This window comes from Streptomyces sp. NBC_00569 (genome assembly GCF_036345255.1).
Taxonomy (GTDB): Bacteria; Actinomycetota; Actinomycetes; order Streptomycetales; family Streptomycetaceae; genus Streptomyces.
Window position 1 is genome coordinate 4,725,551 of the sequence record NZ_CP107783.1, and the last position, 13,096, is coordinate 4,738,646.

Here is a 13,096-nt window from a genome sequence, read left to right on the forward strand (position 1 = left end):
GTGATCGCGAACGTATCGGCACACCGGCGGGCGAACGCCTTCGCCCAGGCCCTGGAGGAGCAGTCCGACCGGGAAGCTGCGGCCGTACAGCAAGAAGAGCCCCCCGCCGAACCAGGCGAGCAGGGCAAGCTGTTGGCTCTGGCGACCGGACTGGACGAGCTGCCCAAGCCTGAGCTTGACCCCGAGGTCAAGGTGGTTCAACGAGCCCAGCTCGTGGCCGCCATGGAGGCCATGCTGCTCGAAGGCACGGCTGCGGGGGGTGCGGGACCAGGCCCTTCCGTGCCCGAGCAGCGCGCGCGCAAGGGCGCTCACCGGGCGAGCCCACTGCGGAAGTTGCGACCCCGCTCACGCCTGTCCAAGGGCATCGCGGCCGGCGGCCTCACCGTCGGTGTCGCCGCGGGGGCCTTCGGCGGCGTCGCCGCTGCCAGCTCCGACGCCCTCCCCGGTGACCACCTCTACGGACTGAAACGCGGGATGGAGGACCTGAAACTCGGCATGGCCGACGGCGACTCCGACCGCGGCCGGCTCTATCTCGACCAGGCCTCCACCCGCCTGAGCGAAGCGCGCCGGCTCATGGAGCGCGGCCGCAGCGGACAGCTCGACCACGAGTCCCTCGGCGAAGTCAGGCGCACGCTCTCCGGCGTCCAGTACGACGCCTCCGAGGGCCACCGCCTGCTCCTCGAGGCCTACCGCAGGGACGGCTCGCTCGGCCCCATCCAGGCCCTGTCGTCGTTCACCCGGTCCCACCGCGAGAACTGGGACGCGCTGCGTGACCGCCTGCCCGTACAACTCGGCGACGTGGGCGCACAGGTCAGCTCGGTCTTCGACGCCATAGACCAAGAGGTCGACCCGCTGCGGTCCCTGCTCCCGCAGGCCCCCGAAAAGGATGGCCGCACCGGCGGACAGCCCGGCATCCACGGCAGGACGCCCGGCTCCTCCGGCACCGACCGCTCCACCCCGACGGCCGGCGGAGCCTCGCACGGCCACCAGGACAGCTCGGGCAAACCCCGCCCGTCCTCCTCCGGAACCCACGACGACGGCCTCCTCGACAACACCACCGGCGGTCTCCTCGATCCGCCCGAGGACGACACCAGCCCCACCCCGTCCGAAGGCAGACACACCACCCCGAAGCCCGACGTCACCCTCCCGCCCCTTCTCCCAGGCCTGCTGCCCGGCCTGGGAATCGACAGCGAGGACGCGGACTAGTCACTGCGTCACGTGTTTACGTGAAGGGGGCGGCCACCAAATCCGGTGACCGCCCCCTTCACGTATGTCTAGTTCACGTATGTCTAGATCCCCATGCCCCTACGTCCCTACCGGCACTTCCCCCGGCCCGGACCGCCAGGTTGAACATCAACATCGGATCCTCAGCCGCCTCCGGCGGAAGACCATCCGTCGGAATCGGCTCACCGAACTGAATCGTCCACTTCGTCGGCAACGGCACCGCACCCAACGGACCGAGCCACGGGAACGTCGGCGTGATCGGGAAGTAAGGGAACCCGAGAAGCCGCGCCGGCGACCTCTCCGCATCGCCGCCCTCGCACCGCTCCGCGGGCTTCGGACGTCTGCGCCGGACTCCGTCCGTCGGACCGAACGCAGTAGGCGTCAGAAGAACACAGACCTCCGCTGCACCAGCAACTTGTACAGCGTGTGCTGGATCTGCTCCCTCACCTGGTCCGTCAGGTTGAACATCAACATCGGATCCTCAGCCGCCTCCGGCGGAAAACCGTCCGTCGGAATCGGCTCACCGAACTGAATCGTCCACTTCGTCGGCAACGGCACCGCACCCAACGGACCGAGCCACGGGAACGTCGGCGTGATCGGGAAGTAAGGGAACCCGAGAAGCCGCGCCAGGGTCTTCGCGTTGCCGATCATCGGGTAGATCTCCTCCGCCCCGACGATCGAGCACGGCACGATCGGTGTGCCGGCCTTCAGCGCCGTCGAGACGAAGCCACCGCGCCCGAACCGCTGGAGCTTGTACCGCTCGCTGAACGGCTTGCCGATGCCCTTGAACCCCTCCGGCATCACGCCGACCAGCTCGCCCCGCTCCAGAAGCCGCTGCGCGTCCTCCGCACAGGCCAGCGTGTGGCCGGCCTTGCGCGCCAGCTCGTTGACCACCGGCAGCATGAACACGAGGTCCGCGGCCAGGAGCCGCAGATGCCGGTTCTGCGGATGGTTGTCGTGCACGGCGACCTGCATCATCACGCCGTCCAGCGGCAGCGTCCCCGAGTGATTGGCGACGATCAGCGCACCGCCGTCCGCCGGAATGTTCTCGATGCCCTTCACCTCGACCCGGAAGTACTTCTCGTACAGGGGCCGCACCAGGGACATCAGAACCTGGTCGGTGAGTTCCTTGTCGTAGCCGAACTCGTCGACGTCGTAATCGCCCGTCAGGCGCCGCCGCAGGAACGCGAGGCCGCCCGCGATGCGCCGGTCCAGGCCGCCACCGGCCTGCGGCCGCTCCCGCGGATCCGGTTCCCGCGCGGCGGCCGGTGGGGACGGCTCGTGGTCCTGCTGCCCGGGCAGCGGCGCGACCTCGCGTACGGCCGCGGGCTCGCCCTTGCGCCGGCCGCTCGCGCCACGGCGGCGCGGAACCACCTTGCCGGCGCCGGTCCGCGACCGGTCGTCGTCGAACGGAATGACCTTGGCATCCGCCATCGTTGATGCGCTCCTCAGCTGGCGCTCTGCGTCGGGGGGTGGCCGCCGCCCAGGAAGGGCAGCGAGGCGATCCGGTCGACGGCCCCCGCGAGGGCCTCCGGCGGCAGAAGTCCGGGCCCGCGGCCACGGATGAACTCCGCGAAGGTCTCCGCCGTCGTGTACTCGGGCCGGTAGCCCAGTGTCTCGCGCATCTGGGCCGTCGACACGACCCGCCCGTGCGTGAGCAGCCTGATCTGCTCGGGCGAGAAGTCCGTCGCGCCCAGCGTACGCAGGGCCGATCCCACCCAGGTCACGGCCGGCAGGAACACCGGCACCGTCGGCCGCCCGAGCCGGCGCGAGCACTGCGACAGGAGCAGCACGCCGTCACCGGCGACATTGAAGGTGCCGCTGTTGAGCGTCCCCCGTGCCGGCTCGTGCGACGCGATCCGCAGCACCTCGATGACATCGTCCTCGTGCACGAACTGCAGCCGCGGGTCGTAGCCGAGGACGGTCGGCAGGACCGGCAGCGAGAAGTACTCGGCGAGCGGCGAATCGGCGGCGGGACCAAGGATGTTCGCGAACCGCAGCACGCACACCGCGACGTCGGGCCTGCGCCGGGCGAACCCGCGCACATACCCCTCGACCTCCACCGTGTCCTTGGCGAAGCCACCGCTGGGCAGCGACTTGGGCGGCGTCGTCTCGGTGAACACGGCCGGGTCGCGCGGCGCGGACCCGTACACGTTCGTACTGGACTTCACCACGAGCCGCTTGACCGCCGGCGACTTCTGGCACGCGCCGAGCAGCTGCATCGTGCCGATGACGTTGGTCTCCTTGACGGAGCCCCGGCCGCCGCTGGCCAGCGGGGTACCCGTGACGTCCAGGTGGACGACCGTGTCGACGGAGTGCTCCGCGAGCACCCGGGCGATCGCCGGCTGCCTTATGTCCGCCTGGAGGAAGTCGGCGCCCCCCAGATGATGCGCGGGCGCCACCGCGTCCACAGCGATCACCCGGTCCACCTCGGGATCACGCTGGATGCGTCGTACGAAACGGCCCCCGAGCTGCCGGGCCACCCCGGTCACGAGCACGACCTTGCCCAAGATCAGCGCCTACCTTCCGTCGCAGCCCTGCCGCGCCCCAGTCTCCGCACCGCCGGGCTCTCGTCGCCACGTTAGCGGGTCGATGTTGCGCTGTGATGACCGCGCGATGCAGGAAGTGACGACAGCCACAGACGTACGTACAGACCGAGGTCGCCGGGACGTGGCCCTACGCTCCCACACAACCCCGCGAAACCGGCCCCATAAGGCCCATGGCACGACTGTGGCCCCCCCACCGGACGGTGGAGGGGCCACAGAGCGCGCTTGTTGCAGCGGTCGCCTACTTCTTGTTGCGACGCTGCACGCGGGTGCGCTTCAGCAGCTTGCGGTGCTTCTTCTTGGCCATCCGCTTACGCCGCTTCTTGATAACAGAGCCCACGACTACCCTCGCTCACTTCTCTTCACTCGGTGCGGGGCGTCTGGGCCCACACGACCTACGTCGGCCTAGCCTACCCGGCCCAGCGCTGAGCCTGTAATCGAGGATCCCGGAGGATGCCGTCAGGCCGTCCCCACCCCCACGTAGGACTCGCGGAGGTACTCGTGAACCGCTTGTTCCGGGACTCGGAAAGACCTTCCGACCCGGATCGCGGGCAGATGACCACTGTGCACCAGTCGGTACACGGTCATCTTCGAGACTCGCATCACCGAGGCGACTTCCGCCACGGTCAGGAACTGCACCTCGTTCAGAGGCCTACTCTCACCAGCAGCCATGACACACCTGAACCTTCCGCACTCGACGGCCACCGGCTTCCCCTTCCGGTGACTCAACGTCGTTGCGTGCTCACTCCCCAGAGTAGGGGCGTGTGGTGCGAGTGGGGAAGAGGAGCAGCGGATGGCCGCCTACTGTGACAGACACGCTCGATTGAGTACATAGCGAGTAAGCGGTCGGTAGTAATCAGACCGCACAGCGTCATCAAGCGGAACGACTACGGACACCTGCCCCTCGACCTCCCCCACGAACAGCGCGGGATCATCCGTATCCGCGAGCCCGATGGCATCGAACCCCAACTGACCTGCGCCGCAGACCCATCCATGGTCACCCACGACCAGCTCCGGCAGGGGCCCGCCGGCCTGCGCGGCGGCCGCCAGCACCGTACGAACCGGGAGGGGTGAATGGGTGTGTGCGCCGGTCTCACTCCCCGGCCCACGCGCGCCGGGTTCCCGCACCAGCGCGACTCCATGGACGTAGTCGAGGTCGTACGTACGTAGACCGAACCGGGTCGTTATGTCGACACTCTCACCCTGCGCGGGGGTGAGGACAGGACATCCCGCTGCCGACAGAGCGTCCGCCAACGCGGCGTAGAAACCGAGGAGTCGATGCGGGTGACCCGTCCCGAACAGCACCGGGACACGGCCCCGCGCGGCCTCACCGAGCCGCTTCGCGAACGCGTCGAGCGCGGCCAGCGTCCGCTCCGGATCGATCACGTCGAACCCCGAGGTGTCCCCCGGATCGCCCGACACCCCGCACTTGTCGGCCATCAGCGCGAGCAGATCCCGCTGCCCCCAGCTCCACTCCGGGTCCAGGCCCAGAAGTATCCGGGGATCCCTGGCCGCGAAGAGCCGATAGCTGCGCAGACTCACCTCTCGGGAGGTCGCAACGGGCCCGGCCAGATGGGCGGCCAGCAGATGCGCACGCAGCGCTCCGGTGCTCAACACCCGTGTGATGCTGACGCATTGGGGTCCCTCGCATCCCTAAAACCCCGAAAACACCCCACACTTGGCGTAACGCCCCGTACTCTCACGTGCCGTCCACCCTCACACCGCTACGGCAAGAGCCCCCGCAGCGGGAACACCGCACGCCGAGTCGCCAGAACCGCCTGATCGAGCCGGTCCGCCGGGTCGTACCCCGACTCCCACTCCTGGTACGAGACCGGCCACCGCCCGTCCGTCATCCGGGTGGGAGCCAACTGCCGCGTCCTGGCGAACACTTCCTGCCGCCAGCTCTCCGGAATCACCGTCTCGGGCGCGACCTCGTGCCCGGCGGCGATCCCCACCAGATGCGACCAGGACCGCGGCACCACGTCCACCACGGCGTACCCGCCACCACCCAGCGCGACCCACCGCCCGTCCGCATACTCGTGCGCCAGCTCATGACAGGCGACCTGCACGGCGCGCTGCGCGTCGAGCGACACCGCCAGATGCGCCAGCGGGTCCTCGAAGTGCGTGTCGGCCCCGTGCTGCGTCACCAGGACCTGCGGCCTGAACTCCGCCAGCAACTCGGGCACGACGGTGTGAAAAGCCCGCAGCCATCCCGCGTCCCCGGTCCCCGCCGGCAACGCCACATTGACCGCCGACCCCTCCGCCCTACCGTCGGCCCCCGTCTCCTCGGGCCACCCGGTCTGCGGAAACAGCGTCCGCGGATGCTCGTGCAGCGAGATGGTGAGCACCCGCGGGTCCTCCCAGAACGCCGCCTGCACCCCGTCCCCGTGGTGCACGTCCACATCCACGTACGCGACGCGCTCGGCACCCAGCTCGAGGAGACGAGCGATGGCCAGCGCCGCGTCGTTGTAGACACAGAACCCGGAAGCACTCCCGGGCATCGCATGGTGCAGCCCGCCCGCGAAGTTCACCGCGTGCAGCGCCTCACCCCGCCACACGGCCTCCGCAGCGCCCACGGACTGCCCTGCGATCAGCGCCGACACATCGTGCATCCCGGCGAAGGCCGGATCGTCGACCGTCCCCAGCCCATAGGCACCGTTCGCCGAAGCCGGATCGGCGGACGCGGCCTTGACCGCCTCCACATAGTCCTCGCGGTGCACAAGCCGCAGCGTCGACTCACCCGCCCGCTTGGCGGCGACGACGTCCACCTCACGATCGAGCCCAAGAGTCCCGACGAGACTTCTCGTCAGGGCCAGCCGGACCGGATCCATCGGGTGATCCGGGCCGAAGTCATAGCCCGTTACTGCCTCGTCCCACATCAGCTGTGCGCGGCCGCTCATGTCCGTCACCGTATCGGTCCGCCGCAGGGGCGAAGGACCGGGCGTACACGAGTGTCACGAGCACCAACACCATGGGAACGAGCATCGCCCCCCGGTAGTTCCACGCATCGCCCAGAGCACCCACAAGGGGCGAACCGATCAGAAATCCCACATAGTTGAAGACATTCAGCCGGGCAATCGCCGAATCCGAAGCGTTCGGGAAGAGCCTGCCCGCAGCGGCGAACGTCTGCGGCACGATCACGCACAACCCGAGCCCCAGCAGCGTGAACCCGAGCATCCCCACCCAGGGCCCCGGCGCCACCGCCACGACAGCGAACCCGAGCGCCGCCACCACGGCCCCGAACCGCACCACCACGACCGCCCCGAACCGCCGCACCCCGAAATCCCCGAGCGCCCGCCCCACCAGCGTCATCACCATGTAGACGTTGTACGGAACCGTCGACAGCTGCTCCGAACTGCCCAGCACGTCCTGGAGGTACTTCGCACTCCAGTTGGAGACCGTCGAATCCCCGATGTACGCGAACGTCATCACCAGACACAGCGGCAACAGCAGCTTGAACACCACGGGGCCACCCGAGGCGCCCTGAACGCCGTCACCGGCGCCGCTCTCCCCGTCGACGTACCAGCGACTCCCCACGAACGCCGCGGGCAACAGCAGCACGACCACCGGCAGATACGACACGAACAGCGAGAGCTCCCAGTGCGCCCCCACCCACGCGAGCGACGCCCCCACGATCCCGCCCAGGCTGTACGCCGCATGAAACCCGAGCATGATGCTGCGCCCGTACGCCCTCTGCAGGCTCACCCCGAGCATGTTCATGGACGCGTCCAGCGCACCCACCGCGAGCCCGAACGCCCCCAGCGCCAGGGCCGCTTGCCACAGCGAGTCCCCCGCCCCGACCCCGAGCAGAGCCAGCAGCACAACCGGCTGCGACCACCGCAGGACCCGGCTGGGCCGCACCTTCTTGACCAACTTCTCGGTGCACACGCTCCCGACGCCGGCCAGGATCGGCACCGCAGCGAGAAAGACGGGCAACAGCCCATCAGATATGCCGTACTGATCCTGGATGGCCGGTATTCGAGTCACCAGGAGCGCGAACGCGGCACCCTGCACCAAGAAACTGAACGCCAGCGAGCCTCTGCCACGCCGCAGCACTTCTGTCATGGCCGCACAGCGTATGCCCCAGATCTACCCGTGGGTAGATAGATCTCGACGCATCTCGAACGAAAGTTCCCGGCCGCCGTCATCGGGCGACCGGGAAGAGGCTGTGCGCTGCGGACGGACCGGAGCCGTATCAGGCGACGCGCTCCACCCGCGCCCGGCCATGGGCCAGCTCCTCCTCGACCATGCGCTCCATGGGCCCTACGGCCAGACGCCCGCCGAACCGGATGGCCAGGACCACAGCACCCGCCATGATCACATTGCCCAGCCACACCATCGTGTCGATCGGCAGCGTGTACGCCCCCACGATCCGGACCACGCACTCCGTGACCAGCGCCAGACCCCACACCGCGGTGAACATGCGCTCGGCCCGCACAAAGCGGCCCGGCCCCGCCGACAGACGCTCCCAGGCCATGGTCCGCCCTGCATCCCCCTTGGTCACGAAGGGCTTCAGCGCGGACGTGAGAAGCGGCTTGCCGGCCACGACCGACACCAGCATCGAGATGCCGACGACACTGCTGATCCCGCTGTCCTTGGCCAGCATCAGCCGAGGATCGCCCGTCACCGTACTCAGCAGCAGCCCCACCATGTTGACGACGAGGATGACTCCGGCCAGCACATTGAGCCGCCGGTCCCGCAGCACCCCCCACACGGTCCGCAGCGCCGGCAGCACACTGCTCCACCCCAGGGCGGCCAGCGTGCTCATGCCGAACCCCTTGCTCAGCACGTAGTACGACGCCATCGGCACCACCACGTCCACGACCAGCGGCTTGAGGCTTCCCAGGAGGGCCGTACGGTCGCTCTGCGGGGCGGCAGCCGCGTCAGCGGACTTGATCGGTGTCTGTACAACGAGCTGACTCATGATCGGGTTCCCTCCGTCGTCACTGTGTACGTCCCGTTCTCGATGTACTCAGCTTCGTGGAGGACCCCCTCCGCCCAACAGAAACGATCGTCCGGAGCTCGCGATGACAAATGTCAGGGCGTCTCATACGGAGATGTCATGCGAGCAGGTCAGGCAACTCCCGCATGTCGCCGAAGAGTTCGGTGGCCTCACTCAACCGGTTCGCGGGCGTCATGGCCGTGAACCCGTACACGTCCATCCCAGCCGCCACGGCCGCCTGGACGCCGAGCGGACTGTCCTCCACGACCGCGCACCGCTCCGGCGCCACACCCATCCGCCGGGCCGCGTACAGGAAGAGATCCGGCGCCGGCTTCCCCCGCCCGACATCCTGCGAACTGAAGATCCGGCCGTCATCGAACCACTTGTCGTGCCCGGTCTTGCGATGCCCGACGCGAATCCGCTCGTGACTCCCCGAGGAGGCCACGCAGTACGGCACTCCATCGGCGGCCAGCTTCTCCACGACCTCCACAGCCCCGGGCACGGGCTCCAGCTCCCGCTCGAAGGCGGCGAACACCCGCCCGTGAAAAACATCGTCGAAGTCCTCGGGCAGCCGCTGCCCGGTCCGCTCCTCGACAAGGTCGTGCACGCGGTGCATGGCAGAACCCATGTACTCCCTGAGGGATTCCTCGTACGAGGTGGGGTGCCCGAGTTCGGTGAGATAGCCGGCGAGAAGCTTGTTGGAGATCGGCTCGCTGTCGACGAGAACGCCGTCGTTGTCGAAGATGACCAGGTCGTATCGCATGGCTCGACCCTAAACGCAGAAAACCCCCGTAACAGGATTCTCATCCGTTACGGGGGTTTTCTTCAAAAATAGTTCGGCGGCGTCCTACTCTCCCACAGGGTCCCCCCTGCAGTACCATCGGCGCTGTGAGGCTTAGCTTCCGGGTTCGGAATGTAACCGGGCGTTTCCCTCACGCTATGACCACCGAAACACTATGAAACTGTCAACCGCACCACGCTCTGTGACAAACGTGGGGTTGTTCGTGGTTTCAGAACCAACACAGTGGACGCGAGCAACTGAGGACAAGCCCTCGGCCTATTAGTACCAGTCACCTCCACCCGTTACCGGGCTTCCAGATCTGGCCTATCAACCCAGTCGTCTACTGGGAGCCTTAACCCCTCAAGGGGGTGGGAATACTCATCTCGAAGCAGGCTTCCCGCTTAGATGCTTTCAGCGGTTATCCTTTCCGAACGTAGCCAACCAGCCATGCCCTTGGCAGGACAACTGGCACACCAGAGGTTCGTCCGTCCCGGTCCTCTCGTACTAGGGACAGCCCTTCTCAATATTCCTACGCGCACAGCGGATAGGGACCGAACTGTCTCACGACGTTCTAAACCCAGCTCGCGTACCGCTTTAATGGGCGAACAGCCCAACCCTTGGGACCGACTCCAGCCCCAGGATGCGACGAGCCGACATCGAGGTGCCAAACCATCCCGTCGATATGGACTCTTGGGGAAGATCAGCCTGTTATCCCCGGGGTACCTTTTATCCGTTGAGCGACGGCGCTTCCACAAGCCACCGCCGGATCACTAGTCCCGACTTTCGTCCCTGCTCGACCCGTCGGTCTCACAGTCAAGCTCCCTTGTGCACTTACACTCAACACCTGATTACCAACCAGGCTGAGGGAACCTTTGGGCGCCTCCGTTACTCTTTAGGAGGCAACCGCCCCAGTTAAACTACCCATCAGACACTGTCCCTGATCCGGATCACGGACCCAGGTTAGACATCCAGCACGACCAGAGTGGTATTTCAACGACGACTCCCCCTGAACTGGCGTCCAGAGTTCAAAGTCTCCCACCTATCCTACACAAGCCGAACCGAACACCAATATCAAACTGTAGTAAAGGTCCCGGGGTCTTTCCGTCCTGCTGCGCGAAACGAGCATCTTTACTCGTAGTGCAATTTCACCGGGCCTATGGTTGAGACAGTCGAGAAGTCGTTACGCCATTCGTGCAGGTCGGAACTTACCCGACAAGGAATTTCGCTACCTTAGGATGGTTATAGTTACCACCGCCGTTTACTGGCGCTTAAGTTCTCAGCTTCGCACACCCGAAAGTGCACTAACCGGTCCCCTTAACGTTCCAGCACCGGGCAGGCGTCAGTCCGTATACATCGCCTTACGGCTTCGCACGGACCTGTGTTTTTAGTAAACAGTCGCTTCTCGCTGGTCTCTGCGGCCACCCCCAGCTCATGAAGTAAATTCAATCACCGGTGATGGCCCCCCTTCTCCCGAAGTTACGGGGGCATTTTGCCGAGTTCCTTAACCATAGTTCACCCGAACGCCTCGGTATTCTCTACCTGACCACCTGAGTCGGTTTAGGGTACGGGCCGCCATGAAACTCGCTAGAGGCTTTTCTCGACAGCATAGGATCATCCACTTCACCACAATCGGCTCGGCATCAGGTCTCAGGCACAAGCTGTCCGGATTTACCTAGACAGCGCCCTACACCCTTACCCCGGGACAACCACCGCCCGGGCTGGACTACCTTCCTGCGTCACCCCATCACTCACCTACTACAAGTCTGGTCCGTCGGCTCCACCACTTTCCTTTCCCCGAAGGGTCCGGAACGGCTTCACGGACTTAGCATCGCCTGATTCAATGTTTGACGCTTCACAGCGGGTACCGGAATATCAACCGGTTATCCATCGACTACGCCTGTCGGCCTCGCCTTAGGTCCCGACTTACCCTGGGCAGATCAGCTTGACCCAGGAACCCTTAGTCAATCGGCGCACACGTTTCTCACGTGTGTATCGCTACTCATGCCTGCATTCTCACTCGTGAACCGTCCACAACTCGCTTCCGCGGCTGCTTCACCCGGCACACGACGCTCCCCTACCCATCACGATCCCCGTTGGGGGTATATATCGCAATGACACGACTTCGGCGGTACGCTTGAGCCCCGCTACATTGTCGGCGCGGAATCACTAGACCAGTGAGCTATTACGCACTCTTTCAAGGGTGGCTGCTTCTAAGCCAACCTCCTGGTTGTCTGTGCGACTCCACATCCTTTCCCACTTAGCGTACGCTTAGGGGCCTTAGTCGATGCTCTGGGCTGTTTCCCTCTCGACCATGGAGCTTATCCCCCACAGTCTCACTGCCGTGCTCTCACTTACCGGCATTCGGAGTTTGGCTAAGGTCAGTAACCCGGTAGGGCCCATCGCCTATCCAGTGCTCTACCTCCGGCAAGAAACACACGACGCTGCACCTAAATGCATTTCGGGGAGAACCAGCTATCACGGAGTTTGATTGGCCTTTCACCCCTAACCACAGGTCATCCCCCAGGTTTTCAACCCTGGTGGGTTCGGTCCTCCACGAAGTCTTACCTCCGCTTCAACCTGCCCATGGCTAGATCACTCCGCTTCGGGTCTTGAGCGCGCTACTGAATCGCCCTATTCGGACTCGCTTTCGCTACGGCTTCCCCACACGGGTTAACCTCGCAACGCACCGCAAACTCGCAGGCTCATTCTTCAAAAGGCACGCAGTCACGACTGCATGTGCAAGCACATACAGCGACGCTCCCACGGCTTGTAGGCACACGGTTTCAGGTACTATTTCACTCCGCTCCCGCGGTACTTTTCACCATTCCCTCACGGTACTATCCGCTATCGGTCACCAGGGAATATTTAGGCTTAGCGGGTGGTCCCGCCAGATTCACACGGGATTTCTCGGGCCCCGTGCTACTTGGGTGTCTCTCAAACGAGCCGCTGATGTTTCGACTACGGGGGTCTTACCCTCTACGCCGGACCTTTCGCATGTCCTTCGCCTACATCAACGGTTTCTGACTCGTCTCACAGCCGGCAGACTGTGAAAGAGAGATCCCACAACCCCACATGCGCAACCCCTGCCGGGTATCACACGCATATGGTTTGGCCTCATCCAGTTTCGCTCGCCACTACTCCCGGAATCACGGTTGTTTTCTCTTCCTGCGGGTACTGAGATGTTTCACTTCCCCGCGTTCCCTCCACATACCCTATGTGTTCAGGTATGGGTGACAGCCCATGACGACTGCCGGGTTTCCCCATTCGGAAACCCCCGGATCAAAGCCTGGTTGACGGCTCCCCGGGGACTATCGTGGCCTCCCACGTCCTTCATCGGTTCCTGGTGCCAAGGCATCCACCGTGCGCCCTTAAAAACTTGGCCACAGATGCTCGCGTCCACTGTGCAGTTCTCAAACAACGACCAACCACCCGTCACAACCCACCGAAGCGGATCTTTACCGGGGTCGGCATCGAAGGACAGGCTCTACAGCCCGTACCTTCAGATACCCAACAGCGTGCCCGACCCGGTTCCGCCCGGAGATCATGCTTTCCACGCTCCGAGGAGCAGTACTCACAGCCTCCGACCCGTGAACCCGGTCGAAT

10 protein-coding genes, 2 rRNA genes and 1 pseudogene are annotated in these 13,096 nt (G+C 65.3%); 1 reads left to right on the top strand and 12 read right to left on the bottom strand.

The features are described from left to right. A complete protein-coding gene (locus tag OHO83_RS21215) occupies positions 1-1,206 on the top strand; it encodes a DUF5667 domain-containing protein (protein ID WP_329434312.1) in 1,206 nt (401 codons plus the stop codon). Between the two features lie 136 nt (positions 1,207-1,342). Here OHO83_RS21215 and OHO83_RS21220 read toward each other — a convergent pair. The 12 genes and pseudogenes from OHO83_RS21220 to OHO83_RS21275 all read right to left on the bottom strand — a co-directional run. Continuing rightward, positions 1,343-1,513: pseudogene (locus OHO83_RS21220) on the bottom strand (glycerol acyltransferase); the annotation flags it as partial. Between the two features lie 92 nt (positions 1,514-1,605). Continuing rightward, positions 1,606-2,658: a lysophospholipid acyltransferase family protein gene (locus tag OHO83_RS21225; protein ID WP_266673060.1), complete on the bottom strand. Its 1,053-nt coding sequence runs from the start codon at positions 2,656-2,658 to the stop codon at positions 1,606-1,608. 14 nt (positions 2,659-2,672) lie between these two features. Beyond that, positions 2,673-3,734 carry an NAD-dependent epimerase/dehydratase family protein gene (locus OHO83_RS21230; protein ID WP_266673058.1) on the bottom strand — a complete coding sequence of 354 codons (1,062 nt, stop codon included), beginning with the start codon at positions 3,732-3,734 and terminating at the stop codon, positions 2,673-2,675. 277 nt (positions 3,735-4,011) lie between these two features. Beyond that, on the bottom strand, positions 4,012-4,110 hold the full coding sequence (locus OHO83_RS21235) for a 30S ribosomal protein bS22 (RefSeq protein WP_003948845.1): 99 nt from the start codon (positions 4,108-4,110) through the stop codon (positions 4,012-4,014). A 119-nt stretch (positions 4,111-4,229) separates the two neighbouring features. Further along, positions 4,230-4,442, bottom strand: coding sequence for a helix-turn-helix domain-containing protein (locus OHO83_RS21240; RefSeq protein WP_127832639.1), 213 nt, complete (start codon positions 4,440-4,442; stop codon positions 4,230-4,232). A gap of 129 nt (positions 4,443-4,571) precedes the next feature. Then, positions 4,572-5,387, bottom strand: coding sequence for a phosphatase (locus tag OHO83_RS21245; protein ID WP_330279727.1), 816 nt, complete (start codon positions 5,385-5,387; stop codon positions 4,572-4,574). 107 nt (positions 5,388-5,494) lie between these two features. Next, the gene (locus tag OHO83_RS21250; RefSeq protein WP_330279728.1) at positions 5,495-6,670 is read right to left on the bottom strand and encodes an acetoin utilization protein AcuC; all 1,176 of its coding nucleotides are present in this window, start codon (positions 6,668-6,670) and stop codon (positions 5,495-5,497) included. After that, positions 6,621-7,835 (bottom strand): MFS transporter, encoded by a 1,215-nt coding sequence (locus tag OHO83_RS21255; RefSeq protein ID WP_266673052.1) that lies wholly within the window; start codon positions 7,833-7,835, stop codon positions 6,621-6,623. Before OHO83_RS21255 ends, OHO83_RS21250 begins: the two co-directional genes overlap by 50 nt. Positions 7,836-7,965: 130 nt before the next feature. Next, complete coding sequence (locus OHO83_RS21260) at positions 7,966-8,694, bottom strand: VC0807 family protein (protein WP_330279729.1); 729 nt, start codon at positions 8,692-8,694, stop codon at positions 7,966-7,968. Between the two features lie 136 nt (positions 8,695-8,830). Then, positions 8,831-9,475 (bottom strand): HAD family hydrolase, encoded by a 645-nt coding sequence (locus OHO83_RS21265; RefSeq protein WP_329434316.1) that lies wholly within the window; start codon positions 9,473-9,475, stop codon positions 8,831-8,833. A 71-nt stretch (positions 9,476-9,546) separates the two neighbouring features. Then, positions 9,547-9,663 (bottom strand): 5S ribosomal RNA (gene rrf / locus OHO83_RS21270). A gap of 89 nt (positions 9,664-9,752) precedes the next feature. Further along, positions 9,753-12,875, bottom strand: a 23S ribosomal RNA gene (locus OHO83_RS21275). Positions 12,876-13,096: the final 221 nt, after the last annotated feature.